At 36.0% G+C, this 20,485-nt stretch carries 14 protein-coding genes; 5 read left to right on the top strand and 9 right to left on the bottom strand.

Translation table 11 applies throughout. The features are described 5' to 3' along the window. Positions 1 to 189: 189 nt before the first annotated feature. The 5 genes from ABD792_RS01345 to ABD792_RS01325 form a co-directional block, all read right to left on the bottom strand. Entirely contained in the window at positions 190 to 2,736 is a 2,547-nt protein-coding gene (locus ABD792_RS01345) for a phosphocholine-specific phospholipase C (protein WP_345003914.1), read from the bottom strand. Between the two features lie 242 nt (positions 2,737 to 2,978). Continuing rightward, entirely contained in the window at positions 2,979 to 4,460 is a 1,482-nt protein-coding gene (locus ABD792_RS01340; protein WP_345003913.1) for a SusD/RagB family nutrient-binding outer membrane lipoprotein, read from the bottom strand. A gap of 20 nt (positions 4,461 to 4,480) precedes the next feature. Continuing rightward, the gene (locus tag ABD792_RS01335) at positions 4,481 to 7,921 is read right to left on the bottom strand and encodes a SusC/RagA family TonB-linked outer membrane protein (protein ID WP_345003912.1); all 3,441 of its coding nucleotides are present in this window, start codon (positions 7,919 to 7,921) and stop codon (positions 4,481 to 4,483) included. A 72-nt stretch (positions 7,922 to 7,993) separates the two neighbouring features. After that, entirely contained in the window at positions 7,994 to 8,935 is a 942-nt protein-coding gene (locus ABD792_RS01330; protein WP_345003911.1) for a FecR family protein, read from the bottom strand. Between the two features lie 183 nt (positions 8,936 to 9,118). Further along, positions 9,119 to 9,661, bottom strand: coding sequence for an RNA polymerase sigma factor (locus ABD792_RS01325; protein ID WP_345003910.1), 543 nt, complete (start codon positions 9,659 to 9,661; stop codon positions 9,119 to 9,121). A gap of 375 nt (positions 9,662 to 10,036) precedes the next feature. Between ABD792_RS01325 and ABD792_RS01320 the strand changes: the two genes are divergently transcribed. Then, positions 10,037 to 10,501, top strand: coding sequence for an Lrp/AsnC family transcriptional regulator (locus ABD792_RS01320; protein WP_345003909.1), 465 nt, complete (start codon positions 10,037 to 10,039; stop codon positions 10,499 to 10,501). Positions 10,502 to 10,687: 186 nt separating this feature from the next. Here the strand turns inward: ABD792_RS01320 and ABD792_RS01315 are convergent, their stop codons facing one another. Then, positions 10,688 to 11,917 (bottom strand): class I SAM-dependent rRNA methyltransferase, encoded by a 1,230-nt coding sequence (locus ABD792_RS01315; protein WP_345003908.1) that lies wholly within the window; start codon positions 11,915 to 11,917, stop codon positions 10,688 to 10,690. Between the two features lie 244 nt (positions 11,918 to 12,161). Further along, positions 12,162 to 13,193 carry a metallophosphoesterase gene (locus ABD792_RS01310; protein WP_345003907.1) on the bottom strand — a complete coding sequence of 344 codons (1,032 nt, stop codon included), beginning with the start codon at positions 13,191 to 13,193 and terminating at the stop codon, positions 12,162 to 12,164. A gap of 243 nt (positions 13,194 to 13,436) precedes the next feature. Between ABD792_RS01310 and ABD792_RS01305 the strand changes: the two genes are divergently transcribed. Then, positions 13,437 to 14,912 carry a carboxypeptidase-like regulatory domain-containing protein gene (locus ABD792_RS01305; protein WP_345003906.1) on the top strand — a complete coding sequence of 492 codons (1,476 nt, stop codon included), beginning with the start codon at positions 13,437 to 13,439 and terminating at the stop codon, positions 14,910 to 14,912. A gap of 137 nt (positions 14,913 to 15,049) precedes the next feature. On the opposite strand, the gene dnaK is transcribed toward ABD792_RS01305, so the two are convergent. Next, a complete protein-coding gene (gene dnaK / locus ABD792_RS01300) occupies positions 15,050 to 16,963 on the bottom strand; it encodes a molecular chaperone DnaK (RefSeq protein WP_345003905.1) in 1,914 nt (637 codons plus the stop codon). A gap of 201 nt (positions 16,964 to 17,164) precedes the next feature. On the opposite strand from dnaK, the gene ABD792_RS01295 reads away from it, so the two are divergent. Then, positions 17,165 to 18,589, top strand: coding sequence for an L-serine ammonia-lyase (locus ABD792_RS01295; RefSeq protein WP_345003902.1), 1,425 nt, complete (start codon positions 17,165 to 17,167; stop codon positions 18,587 to 18,589). A gap of 9 nt (positions 18,590 to 18,598) precedes the next feature. Here the strand turns inward: ABD792_RS01295 and ABD792_RS01290 are convergent, their stop codons facing one another. After that, positions 18,599 to 19,060 carry a nuclear transport factor 2 family protein gene (locus ABD792_RS01290; RefSeq protein ID WP_345003901.1) on the bottom strand — a complete coding sequence of 154 codons (462 nt, stop codon included), beginning with the start codon at positions 19,058 to 19,060 and terminating at the stop codon, positions 18,599 to 18,601. Positions 19,061 to 19,179: 119 nt separating this feature from the next. On the opposite strand from ABD792_RS01290, the gene panB reads away from it, so the two are divergent. Then, entirely contained in the window at positions 19,180 to 19,998 is an 819-nt protein-coding gene (panB, locus tag ABD792_RS01285; protein ID WP_345003900.1) for a 3-methyl-2-oxobutanoate hydroxymethyltransferase, read from the top strand. 83 nt (positions 19,999 to 20,081) lie between these two features. Further along, positions 20,082 to 20,411, top strand: a complete 330-nt coding sequence (locus ABD792_RS01280) for a four helix bundle protein (RefSeq protein ID WP_345003899.1) — start codon at positions 20,082 to 20,084, stop codon at positions 20,409 to 20,411. The last annotated feature ends 74 nt before the right edge of the window (positions 20,412 to 20,485 follow it).

The raw sequence follows: 20,485 nt of genomic DNA, 5'->3' as shown, positions 1-20,485 counted from the left end.
ACACAAAAAAGAACAGTTTTAACTTACTGTTTATAATTGCAATATTATTTTTTTCAGTCTAAACCTACTGTCCTAAATTCTGGTAAGACTTTATTTTCTAAATTTATAAATCCTAAATTCCAATTACAAACATTAGAATAACCATTTCAAAGGAAACCCCGGGGCATATCCTCGGGGTTTTATTTATTATTATACTCGTCCCATATATGGATCTGTTTTTGATGCTTTACCTGTTTCTACCCGACCTGCAAAACGTCTCTCAAAGTTTTTACAGCCCTTTACCTTCACTGAAAAATCATACCAACCATAACTCTCGCTAGACTTCAATAGTATTCGACTTGTTGCTCCTCTGGCAACGTTTTGTACTACTCTGGGAGCATTATATGCGTGATCGATAAGTTCTATGGTATAATCTCCTCCTGAACTATTAATTATTTCCAACTCAACATTCCCGGATAGCTTTTTTAAAAATCTCCCTGATTTTTCATAGTGGCAAGTAATTGCTAACTCAGGATCTGCTTGATTCCCTTTAAACTCTCTATAAAACCCATTAGGTCCATAAACACGTAAGTGGTAGTTGTTATCTTCAAAACTATCCAAAGTCCATGTATCGGATACAATATCCCCGGCTGCTATTGCAAAAGCCCAAGTCTTTACGGGTTGGAAGTCTTTTTTACCTGTGTCATCTTCCTGTAAATAATTTCCAGGTGCGTATACATTAAAAGGAGCACCAGCTGCTTTATCACCAAAAACAGCATTAGAAGCTTTAAAGGACAATTGTATGGATCCCGCGTTTTTGTCAACAGTATCCTGTATATACAATTCGTAAGGCAAAGCACAAGAATCTTTTATACCTGGCTCCTGTTTGGGCATAAAGGAAGCCATTTCATTTCCTTTCCTTACTTGTTCCATTTCTTCTTTGGTTAACGGCTTGAAATTTACCGGAGGTGCTTTAAAACTCGCCTTGTAGATATCTTGCATTAACTCATTTCTGTTTACAAACTCCGAAAAATTAAAGTTTGAGCCTTCAAATGGTCTAAAAGCAGATGTTAAATCGCTTGTTATTGTTCTTCGCCAGCTACTAATATTGGTTTCCTTAAGTTCCTTTCCTGTTTTCTTTTTTAAGAAGGTCTCCATAAACTGCAAGGAAGAGGTAAGATCGCATACTTCAGAATTCACCCAACCTCCCCGTGTCCAAGGTGATGCTACTACCATAGGAACTCGGTATCCTAAGCCCACGGTACTCTCCCTAGCATTTTCTGGTTTCATTCCTTCCTTTTTGAGTTCTTCTTCTAAAGTTACATATTCTGAAGTTGTATCTATACCTTCTGACACTTTATACTTCTGCTTTGGATTTGGAGCTACAAATGGTGGAACATGGTCAAAATAACCATCGTTTTCATCGTAGGTTAGAATAAATATCGTTTTTTTCCATACTTCAGGGTTTTTCGTAAGAATATCCAATACTTCAGACACGTACCAAGCTCCAAACCACGGGGCACTGGGGTGATCGGAAAATTTTTGGGGTGCCACCAGCCAAGAAACGGTTGGTAACTCACCCTTGTTAACGTCTTCCCTAAATTGATGAAGGATATCGCCCTTAGGTACTCTCATGCTACGCGTTTCTCCATTATCATCAAAAGTCATAGTTTCTGTTTCATGGTAGTACGGGTCACCACTATTAGTCGTAAATGCCCTTTTGTGTAAACGCTTTTGAAACTCGCTTAGCTTTTCATAATTCTCGGGACTCCACACCTCTAACTCATTCTTTATCTTTATGAGTTGCTTCTTTTTCTGTTCTAATTTATTTTTCAGCTTCTGTACGGATTGTTGGGGCAATTCTTTAATCTTACTTTCTAATTCACTGATTTCGTCGGGAAGTTCGGAAAAGCGCTTTTTTAAAAAGGTTTGATGGCTTTTACTAAAACGCACGTTAAATTGTGAAAACCATTCTAAATTGTTGTCTGTAAAATTGGCCAACAGCGACACATCTTCTCCTTCCAGTTCGGTTTGAAGGCTAATTTCATTTTGATAAACGCGCCAGGAAACGCCTTGCTCTTCTAAACGCTCAGGAAATGTTTTCCATTTTGCTTCGTTATTATAATAGCTCTCAGAGTTACGTACACACGGTGTTGCCGTAGGTGTCTCTCTAATTGCTCCAGACCAGAAAAAGTGCCTATTGGACGTTGTCCCTGTTAAACTGGAACAAAAATGCTGATCGAATACGGTAAAGGCATCGGCAAAGGCATAATAAAAAGGAATATCTTCTCGATTGTAGTAGCCCATCGTTAAAGGCACATGCTCATAGGCCTTTCGATGCATCTTTTTGGCTTCTAACCAATTATCATATTTTCCTTTATTTCGTGCATCTACTTGGTTTTCCCAAGAATGGGGCAAATCACCCATCCAAGTAGCTTTAGTTTCTTTCATGTTTAATCGAAAAGGAACATAGGTTTCCCCTTTTTTATTGGACTGTAACCAAACTGGGGTTTTATTTGGCAATGTTATGGCCCTCGGATCATTAAACCCCCTAACCCCTTGTAAGGATCCGAAACAATGGTCGAACGATCGGTTCTCCTGCATCAGCAAAACAATATGCTCTGCATCTTCAAAACTACTGCCTTCTTCTGGATCAATAGACAATGCGCGTTGAATAGAAGCTGGCAATGTTCCCATAACACCAAGACCTCCTGTTAACATTCCTGCTTGTTTTAAAAAATCTCTTCTTGTACTCATCTTATCTTTATTTAATGCTTTTTATTGAAATGATTTTAAAATTCATTGAAAATTTTGACTCAGCCAACACTTCTTACTCGATAATCGAGATTTAAACACTCCAAAGCTTACACCAAGGTAATTTACTATATTTCTTTTTCAAAAAAGCAAAGGCGGTAAAGTTAAACTTTCCACCCTTGCAATTCAAAATTGAAAAAAAACTAACTTAACTCAAAAGTCTTAAAATCAACTTAATACTTTTATTATTGTAACCACCATGGAATTTCTCGAATTTTATCATTACCACTTCCAAATTGACTCGTTATGGCAGATGAAACGTTCTCTGAATTCTGCAAATATTCACTCTCTGGATAAATCCAACGTGTCGGTGGCATTTCTCCTGTATTATGTTCAAAAAATGGATAACCTGTTCTTAATTGGTCAAAATACATACGCCATCCTGATTGCAGGAATGCTGTAAAATACTTTTGGGTCATAACGCGTTCTAACTTTGCATCTGAAGTCAAGGCATTATCCAAGTCTACCAAACTTTCCATCAAATACGCATCTGCTGCTGCTTGAGTCACATAACTCTCATAACCTTTTGCATAGGTATTATAGAATGCAAAGGATGCTTTTACGCCATTTTCATAAAACATTTTAGCATCAGCGGTGATCCATCCCCTTAAAGCAGCTTCAGCCAAAATAAACTCTAACTCTGCATAGCTAAGTAAATTATGGGGCTCTGTTGTGGGATCTGTGGTATAGCGAAGATTAACTTTTGAGGCATCTCCTTGTGCTGCTTTATCGTTTACCTCGGCATACGGTGCTAATGGGTCGCCTCCTTCATAGGCATCAAAATCATCTTCTGATAAGCCTGCTTCTTTGGCATTTCTTGTTTGGGAGCAAAAAATAAACAACCTTGGGTCTTTTCTATCTTGTAATCTCTTTACAAAAGTTGAATCCATATATAAACCAGAACCATAGCTACTGGAATTAAACTCATTGTATCGGCTTCCGTCTTGATCAATAAAGACCAATTGACCGTTATCTGCGTTGGATTCAAATATTGGTTGGTTGTTATAAATTGATGCGAAGGACGATTTTACATTAAGATCGGTGTCATTTTCCTTTTTGGACAGGGAAATTAAAACCTTTAACCTAAAGGAATTTACCAACTTTCTCCATTTGGCAGGATTGCCTCCATAAATAATATCTCCCGCGATTAGGTCATTATTACTCTCTAACAATGTGTTAGCTTCAGCTAATTCGTTTAAAATACCTTTAAATACATCTTTTTGAGTATCATATTTAGGGTTATATAATTCTGAAGATTCACCTAGCAACGCTTCGCTATATGGAATATCGCCAAACGTTAAGGTTAATTTGTAAAAATAATAGGCTCTAAAAAACTTGGCAATGGCTTTGTAAACGTCATTGTCTATTCTATTTGCCTCTTCCAGCATTTTTGTAACATTACGAAGACTGTTGTAATCTCCAAAACCACCTCGGTTCCATCTATAATACTGTTCTGCATTTTCACCATCGGTTTGAACGATCATTCTGGATGCATACATAGCACTTCTCCCTTGTACACTAAAAGCACTATGGGCTATTTGTGTTAACAATAATTGTGGGTGCGTTTCACTTACGTTATTCGGATTCTCATTAATACTGGTCAAATCGCTACATGCACTTAATGAGACTAAAAGAACCAGTACAAAGAACTTTATTAAAATTTTCATTTTCTTAATTTTTTATTTGATTAAAATTTCACGTTTAACCCCATTCCTATATATCTTGTAGAAGGATCTTGAAGATTGTTGTCGTCTCCAAAATCTGGATCGATGATATCGGCCTTTTTCCATACCAATAAATTGTACCCGTTTAAAGCTGCATCAATGTGTTTAATACCTTTAATGTTTAACAACTCGGTCAAGTTGTATTTAAATGTTACCGAGCGTAGTTTAAAGAAGCTACGGTCAAACACATTTGCAAACTTTTTATTCTCTTCGGTTGTTACCTGTGCTCTATATGGATAGTTCTGACTCCATGTTTGCCAACTTACAGGGGTTGTATGAGGCTGAAAAACACGTGTATCTGAAACAACATTTCCATTTACATCTTGAATCAGTTCTCCGCTAACAATATTAACCCCTTCAGGCACATAAACTGGTTGACCTGCAGCGTATTCTGCATCACGGTATTCTGTTGAATTTGGATGTTTACCACCCCACCACATTTTTTCTACTGAAAGCGATCGCATAACACCACCCCAAGATCCATCGATTCCAATATCCAAACTTAATTTCTTATACTTAAAACTATTTTGAAGCCCCAATCTCCAATCTGGCAATTTGTTGCCTAACAATTTCTTATAATTATCTCTTATTGGCAACCCATTACTGTTCAATATTAATTGTCCGTCTGGAGCCTTTTGCCAAACAGTAGCATAGTAACTATCGGCTCTATCATTAAGGAACAAATCTCCAAAACGCTCTTGTCCGCCATAAATATCAGTGATCTTTTTTTCAAACTTACTCCAGTTCGCTGTTACGTTCCACTTAAAGTCTGCTGTTTGAACTGGTATGGCTCCTACCACAACTTCATAACCATTTGTTGTATATTCATTACCATTTACCTTTCTGTCCTCAAACCCTGAAGCTATAGAAGTTGGTAAATCTATAATTTGGTTGGTATCTACCACATTGTAGTAAGTGAAGTTAAACTTCAATCTACCCTTTAAGAATGAGGAATTAAGCCCCAATTCGTAAGAAGTTGAATTTTCGGGTTGAATATTAGGGTTTACAATACCTCCTGGATAGGTAAGTTTTGTTAAACCTCCAAAGTTACCATTGTTATTATAATAAGAAGAAATTTGATACGGATCTAAATCACTAGAAACTTCTGCCCAAGACCCGTAAACTTTTAAAAAGTCTATTGCTTTTGGCATCTCAATTAGGTTAGACACAACGGTACTTGCCGAGAATGAAGGATAAAAATACGATCTGTTTTCTACCGGTAAGGTTGATGACCAGTCATTTCTAGCTGCAAAATTTAAAAAGACCGCATCAAACAGATCTACTCCCAGAGTAGCATACACACTATTTGTTGCTTTTTCCCTTAACAGCGTAGTAGCTTTTACATTACGTTGTGTATTGTTGAGACTGTAAACGAATGGTACTATTAATCCATCGGTAGCATTGTACTCTTCCTGAAATTTATGATAGTAAGTAGCAGCTCCTGCATTTATGTTAACAGCAAAATTATCGCTAATAGTCTTGTCGTAACTTGCTAAAACATCTAAATCGATAGTCGTCCAATTCCTGTTCCATGTTTTGTAATCACCTTCCCTTGGATCCCCATAATTAAGGTAGGTTTTAGGGCTTTCCCTATCTTCAAAATTATCTTTTATAACGGCAGAACCCCGAACTTGAAGATTCAAATCTTCTGTTACTGCGTAGTTTAGTTTTAACTGGCCATTTACAATATCTGAGTCATACTTTTGATTTAACTCATAGGCTGCAAAATAGGGGTTATTGTACCATGCATAATTCCAGTTCGCTTGCCTGTAACCTTCTTGTCCTGGCACATATAAATGTGCTCTTTGGTCTTTACCATTTACATCGTCACCCATCCATACCAAAATAGTATACATATGGTTTTTAGGCCCATACCCGTGTCTGGGGTAATTTGGCGAGTATACTTTGTTGTATGCTAACTTACTGTTTAAGGTAAGCTTATCTGTTAAAAAGGTAGCCCCTTTAAAGCTTAAACTTCCTGTTTTTAAACTGGCATTAGGTACTCTGTCCTTTTGATCTGTAAACATACCCGATATACGAAACGATCCTTTTTCGCCTTTATGGGCAATTGCAAAATCTGTAGTTGAAATATATCCAAGCTCCAAGAAATCACGAAGGTTATCATGACGTTCCCATGGAATAGGTACTCTTGAGTAGCGTGATTTATCGTTATATTGTGTTCCTGCTAAATCACCCCACCAAGGTATGGTTTCTCCTGTTTGGTTGTCATAAATTGGACTGTTCCATTGTGGAATCATAACGCCTGGTTCGAATTTTGGTCCCCAAATCATATCACCATCGGAGATTCCTCCATCTTTACCGTCCCAGAACTCGTATTTTCCATTAGATCCATTACCGTATTCGGTTTGGTACTCTGGGTATACTGTAAAACCAGCCGAAAACAAGGTACTATGGGAAAGTGTTACTTCTAATCCTTCTGCCTTCGCATTTTTAGTATTTATTAATATGGCTCCGTTTCTACCTCTCGATCCATATAAAGCAGATGCAGTAGTTCCTTTCAATACGTTTATCTCTGCTATATCGTTAGAAGACACATCGTAAAAATCTGTATCTACAGGAATTCCATCAATAACAATTAATGGTTTTTTACCTCTAAGAGAAAAAGAAGGAGATTGAAAAAGTCCTGTTGGGTTTGTTACCGTAAGTCCAGCAACCTGACCAGAAAACAAGCTTCCTACGTTAGGTGCCTTTACTTCTTCGATAGTAGATGTTTCAATACCTTGTGTAGCATAACCCACCTTTTTTTCTGCTCTGGTGATACCTAAAGCCGTTACAATTACTTCATCCAAACCTTGCATGTTCTCAGACAAAGTAACGGTTAGCCTGCCATTCGCTGGAATTTTAACTTCTTGATTTACAAAACCAATATAAGTAACTAACAGAATAGCATCTGAACCTGATACGGTTATATTAAAATTACCATCAAAATCTGTTGAGACACCATTGGTCGTACCCTTTTCAACAATTGAAGCTCCTGGTAAAGGTTCTCCATCTACTGAAGATACTACTTGCCCTGTAACTTTTATAGGTTGTTGTATTTTTTTAGTTGTTTCTAATTCTTTCTTTATAAGTACTGTCTCTCCCGAAATACTATATACTATTTTAGCTGTTAAAGCTATATCGTCCAAAATAGTTTTAACTTCTTCATTTGCATATTGAAAATCAAATGTTCTTTTATCATTTAAAATATCACTTCCATAATTAAAATGTAATGCCGATTTATCTTCTAGAATAGAAAATACTTCATTTAGAGTAACTCGGTTAACATTAATGCTTATTTTTGAGGAAATTTTTGAACCGGTATTTGGACTGGCGTAAATAAGTGTGTTTAGAAAAAACACCAGTAAAAGTAGTATTCGATTTTTTTGTTTATAAAATTTCATAGTGTTAAATGTGATTAATAATTTGTAGTTTAATGCTTTGATTATTCAGGCCTGTGCCAGCAGGCCTGTTTTTTACATTGATTGGTCTAGTGTTATTTTTATTTCATAATTGTCTTTTATTTTAAATTTCACATCGGTTATATAGCTTAATTTTTCTACTAAGGATTCTATGGTATCTGTTTTGAGAACAGATATTTTAACATGATAATCTTTTAATTCAGGTTGGGTGAAATGAAAACTATACCCAAACCGTAATTCGAAAAGTGTAGACAACTCTCCTAATGAAACATCTTCAAAATCGATGGTTTTATGAATCCAATTATCATATAGACTAGCATTTCCTTTCCGCTTAACAATGCTTCCATTTTGAGTCCAATTGGCCTGCTCATTAGGAAGCAATTTAACAGACTGGTTACCTGCACACACACCAACTTTACCTGTAGACACGCTTACATTTACCATTGTATCTTTATTAATTATATTAAAGGAAGTCCCCAACACTTTAGTTTTTAAAGCTCCGGATTTAACAATAAAAGGCTTATTGGGATTTTTAGTCACTTTAAAAAAAGCGCTTCCTTTTTCAAGTTCTACTTGACGTTGATTATCTCTGAATGTTTTAGGGTATCTAAATATTGTATGCCTGTTAAGGTAAACCATACTCCCATCTGCCAACAAAAGAGAGTCTTGTTGTGTAGTGGTCGTTACTACTTGCATATCCCCAATTATTCTGCTTTGCCATTTTACGCCTAAAAAGATTCCTAATAGTAAAACAAAGGACGCCGCAATCATATAATACTTATTATACTTTGGCTTGGGACTTGACAGCTTATTATTTATTGTTTGTGCTATAGCGTCTCTAACTTCATATTTACTACCTAACTCCAGATTCCAAACTCCTTCTTCTTTATATGTATCTAAAAAGCTTGTTAAAAGCTTTTCTTCCTCAGACGTTATTGTTCCATCTAAATATTTATCAACCAATAATTCAAACGGATGTTTATTTTTTTCGTTCATTTATACGTTTCTTTCACTAATAAGTGTAGAAAATGAAAAAAAGTACCATTCCAATATGTTAATTAATTATTAGGTACGCATTAATTAAGCGTTAAACATTGTAGACACAAAAAGAAAAGCCTGTGTAGTATTAATGATATTAAAAGTTTTCATCGTTATTTAATTAAATGCTGATTAAACAACTTAAAACAAGGTTAAGGCCACCTTTTTCAATGATTCTTTTAATTGCTTTATAGCCAAACCCATTTGATTTTTAACGGTCTGATTTGAAATATTCAGCTCTGAAGCTATTTCTTTGATTGAAAAGTTTTGGAATTTACTCAAATACAGGATTTCCTTTCTTCGTTCTGGTAAAGTTTCTATGAGATGCATAAGAGAACTGACCATTTCCGGATTTTCTTCAGTAATACAATCAATTAAGTGGTTTTCAAATTCGGCATGTAAAGTTTCTGTATTAAACTTCTTCTTGCGATATGCCTGAAAAAAAGAAAATTTAGCACATTGAGTCAAATAAGCTTCTACATTAATAATTTTAAGGACTTCACGTCTTTCCCATAAGGAAATAAAAACTTCCTGAACAATGTCCTTAGATAGTGCTTCCGATTTGGACATGTTGTAAACAAAAGAAAACAATTGCTCCCAATATTTGGTATACAATGTATTAAAGGCAATGGTATCACCTTTTTTAATTGCGTCTATTAATTTACTATCCGATTCCAAAATCATTATTATTTTATGTCATTACAAAAATATTTTCTTTCCCGTTTCACTCTTTACACTTTGTATTATCATTATGTAAAGTATTCTTTAAAAAAACAATCCCTATCTATGCTCTGACAGAACGCTCTCTTGTTTTTCTCTACTCCAAATTACTACTACCTCAATATTATGCAGATATAAATGACGCATAGTAATGTATAAAACCTTGCTGAAAACACTGTACGAATCGACATAAAGCTACTGTAATTTAGCATTACACAATTACATATACCTGTAAAATTTATTATTTCAAAAAATAAATCCACATTTAACAATTATAACAGTATATTTTTTTTGTTTATCATTGCAATATTATTTTTTATAGTTAAAAATTACTGCATTATGAAACTAGACGATAAAGACTTAACTATTCTTAACCTACTACAAGAGGACGCCAACATAAGCAACAAAGCCATCGCTGCCATTACAAACCTCTCGGTAACACCTGTTTACGAACGCATTAAAAAACTGAACGCGCTATCGCTACTTAAAAAAAAGGTGTATTTATTAAACAGAAAAAAGCTAGGGCTAAACGTAATGGTATTGGTATCGGTGCGTATTGATAAGCATTCTGGTGAGGATGCTCAGATGTTTATGAACGAAGTAAAAAAAATACCTGAGATTGTGGAATGCCTTCACGTTACGGGAGCCTTCGACTTTCAGTTAAAGGTATATGCTAGGGATATTGACCATTACCACGAATTTAATTTCAAAAAACTGGCAGCCATTAAAAATATTAGGCACATGGAAAGCCATTTTGTTATGAAGGAAATAGTAAATACTACCAGCTTACCTTTATTTATATAGAATTTGCTTAAAAGACTAAACTAGTCTTTTGGACGGCAATATCTAAGGTTTGGTGTAGGCTAAAAGTCTATTTTACCGAGAATAAACGAATACTTTCCTAATACATTTTTCGATTTAGGTCTACTTGCCAAAACTAGCATAATTCAAATTGCCTTATTTGTACATTTGCGGCATAAATGATTTTTTTTAATCTAAAAACCGATAATACCCACATTTTAAATAGGCGCCTTCTGGAAATGCAACAGGGTGATCTACATCATGTTGTGTTTTCAATAACACCTCATACCTCCTTTTTGTAAATCCCAAACTTTGATTGTTAATATCAAAAAAGACCTGTGATGTAACTCTGGACGAACAAGAAGCCAAAACCAGTAAACCATTTTTATTAGTTAAACTTTCTCCCAAAACTGCCAATTGGGCATACTTTTTCTTAGCCAGTTCTACTTCTGAGGCACTTTTTGCAAAGCTTGGCGGATCAATTACAACAACATCAAAAGTAACATTTCTATCCACTAAGTGTTTAAGTTCTTTAAATGCATCGCCTACAATAATTTTGTGTTCACCTTCATAGGCATTTCGCTTTCCATTTTGAACGGCAACCTCTAATGCTTGCTTGCTTATATCAAGACTAGTCACTTCTTTGGCCCCATTGTATAATGCATGAACCGAAAAACCACCGGCATAAGAAAACACATCCAACACCGTTTTTCCTTTACTCCACTCACCTACTTGTTTTCTGTTGGCTCGATGATCTAAAAAATAACCCGTTTTATGTCCTTTTATAACGTTTGCTGAAAAGTTTACCCCATGTTCAACAAATTGTACAACCTCATCCTCTAATGCGCCATAAACCACCTCACCATCACTTATATGATCTTGAGCAGCTTTGTTCAAACTTCTACTCAACCGGATAACTACGGTTGCAACTTTTGAAATTTCCTGCAATTGTGGCAAAATAACTTCCAAATAGGGCAACCATATTTCTGAGTACAACTTAACTACCAAAACCGATGCGTATACATCGGCTATCAAACCAGGGAAACCATCATTTTCGCCAAATATTAAACGATAACTATTGGTATTGGTTTGTAATAGCTGTAGCCGCTTTTTAAATGCTTCTTGAATCTTTCCTAAAAAGAAACCTGAATTAATTTGAACACTTTTATAACCACTGTGCAACATTTTAATCTGTATAGGTGAATGTGCATCGTACAGCCCCAAACCTATAACCTTGTTTTTATTCTTACCAAAAACAATAGCTAGATCTCCCGTTTTTGCATCGTCATTTATCTTGACGATACTATTGGAAAACACCCAAGGATGTCCGTTTAAAACAAACTGTTCTCCCTTTGCTGTTAATTTTACAGCTAGGCGTTTTGAGTTATAATTTGATTTTATTTTTGGAGAAAATACCATGATTCTGTTTATAATCGCTCAAAAGTATGACTTTAATACATAACCATAAACGTTTTAACTGCTTTTAGATTAATAAAAGTATTTGCTAGCTATCCGAAAAATAGACTAAAGACCACTATGCTTTGTATTTAAGAAATTAGACTGGTTTATTTTCAGTAAGTTTTTTATCTGGCTGTGAAACGATCTTGCTGCAAAAGCTTTGGATGGTATTGAAAAGTATTAAATTAAATATCCAATACTAACTTCAATCCAATTGAAATGAAAAATCATTATAAGGTTCTTTGTTCCAAGCCTTACTCTTTGTTTCTGGAGAAATAGCAAATAAAGGCGAAAACGTATGCATTTTTACCGTTTTTTTGTCTGGTAGGAATTCAAGAATTCTCAACCAACCATTACCTCCGTTACCGTGCCAACCGCCCGCTAATGCTTGTGCGTTAAATGTTATCTGATTTACTTTTTTGTTGGCAGAATTTGTGTCTACACGGTATCCTACATGCTTTTTAAAATCGTTGGAAGCCCCAATATGTCCAGAAAAAACCATTTGAATATTGGAGGATGGTTGCACCAATTTTTCCCATATGGCCTTTCCGTAATTACCATCTTCAATAGGATAATTTTCTTTTTCAATATGTTTGTTTTCAGCATTCAAATACGAATGTGTCAGTACCACTAGTGTATAATCGCTATATTCTTCCTTGTCGGAAACCTTTTTTGCCCATTCTATTACCGCATTTCTTGGAGCAAATTCTAAATTAAGAAAAAGGAATTTACGTCCGTGTGGAGAAATAAATTCGTAAGCAGCATTTTCAACAGTGGGCAATCCATCAATATTATTCGTAACTTCTTTTAGTTGTTTGGCATTTAACAAGTTTCTGTGGGCTGGAAAATAGGTATTATAATTTGATTTTCTATTTTCTATATTTTTATAACCAAAATCATGATTCCCGGCAGCTAAAATATAAGGTACCTTTCCATCTAGCTTATCAAATGCTTTCGATATAGTAAGCCACTGCTCCCTACTCGGCCTATTTCCATTAATCTTATCGGTCACCAGTAATTCATTCTGCTCAACCAAATCGCCAGTACACAAGACCATTTTAATATTTAAGGCTTCTATATTTTCTTCAATCCATCCCGTCATAAGCTCGAATATACCTTGATTCCTCCCAAACTTCATATAGGTTTGTGGATCTGGCAATAATATTAGTGACCACGAATCTTTATTTGAAAGCTTTGGAGCCTCGTAGCCATTTTGTCCATTAACAGTGTTCTTCATAAAGAGAACACATAATAACATTACTATATATTTTGAAAAGTTCATACTCTTTGTTCTATTTTGGTTTTTGCTTTAAAAATATAAAATAAGATGCTTCTTACTAATGGAATGCCAATAATTCCGTGCATTATTTTTTTCTGATTCTGCTAAAACATCTACCTCCTATGTCCTTATGTAAACCTTTAATAATAATTTGTAACAATCTATAGCCTAAATCGTCATTTTTATAAAACTAGCTTATTTATGAAGAACGTTTTACTACTTGCAGTTGCCCTCACCATTCATTTTTCTGCTTTTTCACAAACAATTACCGCTAAAATTATTGCCGCTTCCAACAGTACTCCCATTGCCTATGCCACAGTAAAAATGAGTAATTACAGCGGCGTTATTTCTAACGAGGAAGGCTACTTTTCTATCAATATTTCACATAGCAACATTAGTACTATAACGATTTCCTGCATGGGATATGAATCCAAAACGCTTAGCATTGAAAATATAAAAAACCTTAATTATATTATTACATTAAACGAAGCCTTAAACCAACTCGACGCAGTACACTTAAGCAATAAAAGACCCCACATAGACTCTATCATGGCTAGAGTAAAGCGACACATTGACAAGAATTACAATATAGACTTAAATACTTATAACTTATTTTACCGAACTTCGGGACATGTCGACTTTAAGCATTTGGATTTCGAAATTGAAAAGGCCTCACATGTATCATCCAAAAATATAGATAAGGCCAATACCGATCTCACACAACTCACCAATACCATTATTAACAGTAACATTGTACATTTTACTGATGTTAAAGCTGTGCTTCACACACTTAATCAGGACAGTAGTAAAATGGCTGTTCAAAAAGTCACGAAACTATTGGATCATAAAAAAGATTTTTCCATTGAAAATATTGAAAACAAAGCCAAAACCTTGGTTTTAAAATATCTGGACACAACTAAAACCTACAAGGTAAAAACAGGGCTTTTTAAAGTTGAAGACTCCATGTCTTTAAACGATGAAGAATTTAAAAGCGACAAGAGTAAAACCATTAATGTAAGCGACTTAAAGCACAGTATAGGATCACTGGTAAAAAAGGGAACCTTTAGCAATATGTCTTTTTTAAAAACTGTTATAAACCCCGAGCTGTATGAGTATGCATTAAATGACATTAATTATAACGGCAATGAACGGGTTTTCGTTATTGGTTTTAAACCCAGAAAAGCCAAATCTAAATTAACGGGTACACTTGTAGTGAACAATAGTGATTATGCTATTACCCGAGTAGATTATAGTTACTACAAATCAAGGCACGGCAGCAAGTTCAATCTACGCTTGCTATTAGGTATTAAGTACATTGATAACCTTAGCGAAGGCTCTTATATTTTCGAAAAACAAAGTGATAGCACCTACCAACCTAAATACATTAAGCGTGTTAAGGGAAGCTATTTTTACATAAACCGCGATTTTAAACTTATTGAAAACAGTCCGCAGAAAAATAAGGTAGGCTTTGGCTTTAAAATTGAAGGTGATAGCCATACCAAAGAGGAATTCTTACTAACCGCAATGGACAAGTGTGATCTGGAAAGTTTTAGTAAAATAAAACAAGAAAATAAAGTTCCTTTTACACAATTAAGTGCTTTCGATACAGCAGCTTGGCAAAACGAGGCCATTATAGAACCCCTTGAAGAAATGAAGCGGTTTGGGAATTCCCAATGATTTTGGTGAAGAAGTACCTGATTAAGTAGCAGCTTATACATACAAGCAAAAAGCGCAACCATTTCTAGTTGCGCCTTTATTCTAATTTAAGCCTTTATGACATCCAACTTCCGTCTTCTACCTTCTAGCTTCAAATATTATTTCACCTCTTCGAAGTCCACGTCTTCAACATCACTTCCTTCTCCCTGTCCATTTTGACTTGCATCTGGTCCAGGAGCATCACCACCACCTTGTTGCTGCTGTGCTTCGGCTTGTGCCTTGTACATTTCTTCGGATGCAACTTTCCAAGCTTCGTTTATTTTCTCTAAAGCTGGTTCAATAACGGCTACATCTTTAGTTTCATAAGCTTTTTTAAGTTCTTCTAAAGCATCTTCGATAGGTTTCTTTTTATCATCAGATAACTTATCACCAAATTCAGCTAATTGCTTTTCTGTTTGGAAGATCATAGAATCCGCCTCGTTTAACTTCTTAGCATTCTCGGCTGCTTTTTTATCGGCTTCGGCATTTGCTTCAGCATCCGCTTTCATTTTTTCGATTTCTTCTTCCGTTAAACCTGAAGAAGCTTCAATACGAATGTTTTGCGTTTTATTAGTTGCTTTATCTGTAGCAGTTACGTGAATAATACCGTTGGCGTCGATATCGAAAGTCACTTCAATTTGAGGCACCCCTCTTTGTGCTGGTGGGATACCATCTAAATGGAAACGACCAATAGTCTTATTATCTGCTGCCATAGCTCTCTCTCCTTGTAGCACATGGATTTCTACTGATGGCTGATTATCGGCGGCTGTAGAGAATACCTGTGATTTTTTAGTAGGAATGGTTGTATTGGCTTCAATAAGTTTTGTCATTACGTTCCCCATTGTTTCAATACCAAGTGATAAAGGCGTTACATCTAAAAGCAATACGTCCTTAACATCACCTGTTAAAACACCACCTTGAATACCAGCTCCTAGCGATACAACCTCATCTGGGTTAACACCTTTACTTGGTGCTTTTCCAAAGAAGCTCTCAACCGCTTTTTGAACAGCTGGGATACGTGTAGAACCACCTACCAATATAATTTGATCGATATCGCCTTTGCTCAATCCTGCAGCTTTTAATGCAGACTGACATGGCTCGATGGTACGCTTTACCAAATCATCGATTAATTGTTCAAATTTTGAACGTGTTAAGCTACGTACCAAGTGTTTTGGTCCTGTGGCTGTTGCCGTAATATACGGCAAGTTAATTTCTGTTTGCTCAGAAGACGACAATTCGATCTTAGCCTTTTCTGCAGCTTCTTTTAATCGTTGAAGAGACATAGGGTCTTGTCTTAAATCCATGTTCTCTTCAGCCTTAAACTCATCGGCTAACCAATTAATGATTTTTTCATCAACATCGTCACCTCCTAAGTGTGTATCTCCATCGGTAGACAATACTTCAAATACACCATCTCCTAATTCTAGGATCGATACATCATGTGTTCCTCCACCAAAGTCAAATACCACTATCTTTTGATCGGTACCTTTCTTGTCCATACCGTAAGCCAAGGCTGCTGCTGTAGGTTCGTTGATAATTCTACGAACTTTTAGCCCTGCAATTTCACCAGCTTCTTTTGTAGCCTGACGTTGTGCATCGTTAAAATATGCTGGCACAGTAATAACAGCTTCACTTACCGATGTTCCTAAATAATCCTCAGCTGTTTTCTTCATCTTTTGAAGAATCATGGCAGATAACTCTTGAGGCGTATATAAACGGCCTTCTATGTCTACTCGCGGTGTATCATTATCTCCTTTTACTACTGTATATGGTACACGTTCTGCTTCATGCTTAGATTCAGAATATTTATTACCCATAAAACGCTTGATAGAATAAACCGTTTTCTTAGGGTTTGTTACAGCCTGACGCTTAGCAGGATCACCAACCTTAATTTCCCCACCTTCTACAAATGCGATTACAGACGGTGTTGTACGCTTACCTTCTGAGTTCGGGATTACAACAGGCTCATTACCTTCCATTACCGAAACGCAAGAGTTGGTTGTTCCTAAATCGATTCCAATAATTTTACTCATAATATCTTATACTTTATTGTGTTGAATGTTCATTTTAAATTCATAACACATATGTCAATGATTATGCCATGACAAAAAATATGACACCTTGTCATTTGTTATTTTTTCACTATTCATATTAATTTAATATCCCATATTGTTTAAAGATCTATTTTTGTCGCATAAACTAAACTTGAACAAAATCTAATTATTGAATCTTATATGGAATGTATTTCTGTTTTTGACATGCTTAAAATTGGTGTCGGCCCTTCTAGTTCGCATACCTTAGGGCCTTGGAGGGCAGCTGAACGATGGATCGACAAACTAAAAACCTCTAATACCTTCGATAGTATTGAAAAAGTAGAAGTAGATCTCTATGGTTCCTTGTCCTTAACAGGAAAGGGACATGCCACCGATCTAGCCGTAATGCTCGGTTTAAGTGGAGCCGATCCAGAATATATTCCCGTAGACGACATAAACAATATTATTGCTTCTATAAAGAGTACAAAGACATTGGTACTAAATAATACAAAGCCTTTACCGTTTGATGCAGAAAAAGATATTAGACTAAACAAATCGTTTTTACCATTCCATGCCAATGCCATCACATTCACGGCGTTTGCCAAAGGCACTAAAACTAGTGAGACCTATTATTCCATTGGAGGCGGCTTTGTAGTACAGGAAGAACGAAAATCGGCCGAGAATAACAAAATCATCTTCAACTGCACCTTTCCATACCCGGCACAAACAGGAAGTGAGTTATTAAAATATTGCCATCAATTAAATTTACCTATTTCGGACGTGGTTCTGGAAAACGAAAAATCCATTAGGGATATTGATACAATCAATTCCAAATTACAGCGTATTTGGCATACCATGCTGGAATGTATGTATACAGGGTGTCATACCGAAGGTAACCTGCCTGGCGGACTTAATGTTAGACGTAGGGCGTATGACATGCACCAAAAGCTAAAAGGAAATTTACCTTACGACACTCCCGAAACGTGGTTGCAAGTAATACGCAAAACCGAAGTAAAGTTTCGTCAGATCCTTAAATGGGTAAGCTGCTTTGCCCTGGCGGTAAACGAAGTAAATGCGTCTCTCGGGCGTGTGATTACCGCCCCCACAAACGGAAGTGCCGGCGTTATTCCTGCCGTACTTATGTACTATATGGTGATAGAAAATCACGATGCCGATTTTAAACAGGTCAAGAAATTTTTATTGGTAGCTAGCGAAATAGGCAGTATTTTTAAAAAGGGCGCTACCATATCGGCTGCCATGGGTGGTTGTCAGGCAGAAATTGGTGTGTCGTCGGCAATGGCCGCTGCTGGTTTATGCGAATTATTGGGAGGTTCGCCCGAACAGGTTATTGTTGCTGCCGAAATTGCCATGGAACATCATTTGGGACTCACCTGCGACCCCATTGGAGGCTTGGTTCAAATACCTTGTATAGAACGTAATTCTATGGGAGCGATCAAAGCCATTAATGCTGCCGAACTGGCACTTGAAACAGATCCTAACAACGTTAAAGTTCCTCTGGACAAAGTGGTTTCTACGATGTGGGAAACAGCTAAAGACATGAACACCAAATACAAGGAAACATCTGAAGGTGGACTTGCTGTAGGTGTCAATTTAACCGATTGTTAATTTTAAAAATTATTCATTACCACACCCATTCCTGCGCCTGGTATCCATCAAATAAATAATTTTCCAATGTTCTCCATCTTTAAATAACTGAAAAGAATTCACGCCACAATGACTGAACTTATCGTTAAACCAAAATTCATAGGGCGTCCATGCATTGGCCATATTACCATCTACCTGAATGTTGTATTCTAATAGACGCTCATCCCACTTTTGGTCGGCTGGTCTGTTTGCAATGGCATCAATAAGTTTTTGTGGTTCATCGGTTACTAAAACGTCTTTTCCTTCCTTATCTCTATAAGCTGTTTGTAAACGTATTTTATCGGCCATCACCGATTTAAGCAATACCGTATCTCCTTTATGAAATGCTTCAAAAAAAGTGTCGACCGTTGCCTTTACACTATTCTTTTCATTTTCCTGACCATACAATGTAGAGGTCATTATAACTATCAAATAAAGTATGCCGCGTACCATATGTTATTATTTTTCCCACTAAAATAGTTTATCGCTTTTAAGAAACTAAGCCATTAAAGAAAAGTTTAACAGTTTAATTTATTACTTTTACACCCTATCAAAATCAGTAATAAAAAGACATGTCTACGGCTAAAAAAGAATACAAGCGCATTACGGTTAAAACATTAGTTGATATGAAAGCTAATGGTGAAAAAATATCAATGCTTACTGCCTACGATTATACTATGGCCAAGATTGTTGACGGTGCAGGAGTCGATGTCATTTTAGTCGGTGATTCGGCTAGTAACGTTATGGCTGGACACGAAACCACACTCCCTATTACATTAGACCAAATGATTTATCATGCGTCTTCCGTAATTAGAGCCATAGACAGGGCCTTAATTGTAGTCGATTTACCTTTTGGAACCTACCAAAGCGACCCCAAGGAAGCCTTACGATCTGCCATTAGAATCATGAAAGAAAGTGGTGCCCATGCTGTGAAAGTTGAAGGAGGTAAAGAAATTAAAGACTCCATTAAACGTATCCTAAATGCTGGTATTCCCGTTATGGGGCACTTGGGCTTAACACCACAGTCTATTTATAAATTTGGTACCTATACCGTTCGTGCCAAGGAAGAGCAGGAAGCATTAGATCTTATTGAAAATGCTAAAATGCTAGAACGTGTTGGGTGTTTTGCCATTGTTCTTGAAAAAATACCTGCCAAGCTAGCAAAACAAGTGGCCGAAAACGTTAGTATCCCTATTATTGGTATTGGAGCTGGAAATGGTGTTGATGGTCAAGTGTTAGTACTTCACGATATGCTAGGCATGACACACGAATTCAATCCGCGTTTTCTACGTCGTTATATGAACCTTTACGAAGATATGACCAATGCAATCTCTCAATATGTTGACGATGTAAAATCGTTGGACTTCCCTAACGAAATGGAGCAATATTAAATATGGGCTTTATTAGATTCTTAGACCCTATTAGTCTTTTAGACTACCAATGTGTTTGAGAATAGATATTTTAGATTCAATAGATGCATAGATTTAAAGAATTAGAAATATGGAAAAGAAGTAGATGTTTTTGTTCTAACATTTACGACTTAACTTCTAAGTTTCCCGAATCAGAAAAATTTGGATTAACCAACCAATTAAGAAGAGCTTCCGTATCCATCCCTTCAAATATTGCTGAAGGATCTTCCAGAAAATCCAATAAGGACTTTTGTCGTTTTCTTGAAATTACTTTAGGTTCAGCTTATGAAATAGAAACACAATTACTTATATCTTTTGATTTAAACTTTATTACAGAATTAGAACTTATTGAATCAAGTAAAGAATTAAGTGAAATGATAATTGAATATCCGTAATATATCATAATTCAAAAAATAGGGTTATTTTTGAAAAAACAGTGTCTCTATGAATATTTTCAGTTTTACAGCGC

Source organism: Snuella lapsa (assembly GCF_039539345.1).
GTDB lineage: Bacteria > Bacteroidota > Bacteroidia > Flavobacteriales > Flavobacteriaceae > Snuella > Snuella lapsa.
This window is presented reverse-complemented; position numbering and strand designations above follow the sequence as displayed.

What these genes read in the sequence shown, in the direction of transcription:
- ABD792_RS01345 (WP_345003914.1), bottom strand. Translation starts at nt 2,736, where the DNA reads ATGAGTACAAGAAGAGATTTTTTAAAACAAGCAGGAATGTTAACAGGA.
- ABD792_RS01340 (WP_345003913.1), bottom strand. Translation starts at nt 4,460, where the DNA reads ATGAAAATTTTAATAAAGTTCTTTGTACTGGTTCTTTTAGTCTCATTA.
- ABD792_RS01335 (WP_345003912.1), bottom strand. Translation starts at nt 7,921, where the DNA reads ATGAAATTTTATAAACAAAAAAATCGAATACTACTTTTACTGGTGTTT.
- ABD792_RS01330 (WP_345003911.1), bottom strand. Translation starts at nt 8,935, where the DNA reads ATGAACGAAAAAAATAAACATCCGTTTGAATTATTGGTTGATAAATAT.
- ABD792_RS01325 (WP_345003910.1), bottom strand. Translation starts at nt 9,661, where the DNA reads ATGATTTTGGAATCGGATAGTAAATTAATAGACGCAATTAAAAAAGGT.
- ABD792_RS01320 (WP_345003909.1), top strand. Translation starts at nt 10,037, where the DNA reads ATGAAACTAGACGATAAAGACTTAACTATTCTTAACCTACTACAAGAG.
- ABD792_RS01315 (WP_345003908.1), bottom strand. Translation starts at nt 11,917, where the DNA reads ATGGTATTTTCTCCAAAAATAAAATCAAATTATAACTCAAAACGCCTA.
- ABD792_RS01310 (WP_345003907.1), bottom strand. Translation starts at nt 13,193, where the DNA reads ATGAAGAACACTGTTAATGGACAAAATGGCTACGAGGCTCCAAAGCTT.
- ABD792_RS01305 (WP_345003906.1), top strand. Translation starts at nt 13,437, where the DNA reads ATGAAGAACGTTTTACTACTTGCAGTTGCCCTCACCATTCATTTTTCT.
- dnaK (WP_345003905.1), bottom strand. Translation starts at nt 16,963, where the DNA reads ATGAGTAAAATTATTGGAATCGATTTAGGAACAACCAACTCTTGCGTT.
- ABD792_RS01295 (WP_345003902.1), top strand. Translation starts at nt 17,165, where the DNA reads ATGGAATGTATTTCTGTTTTTGACATGCTTAAAATTGGTGTCGGCCCT.
- ABD792_RS01290 (WP_345003901.1), bottom strand. Translation starts at nt 19,060, where the DNA reads ATGGTACGCGGCATACTTTATTTGATAGTTATAATGACCTCTACATTG.
- panB (WP_345003900.1), top strand. Translation starts at nt 19,180, where the DNA reads ATGTCTACGGCTAAAAAAGAATACAAGCGCATTACGGTTAAAACATTA.
- ABD792_RS01280 (WP_345003899.1), top strand. Translation starts at nt 20,082, where the DNA reads ATGCATAGATTTAAAGAATTAGAAATATGGAAAAGAAGTAGATGTTTT.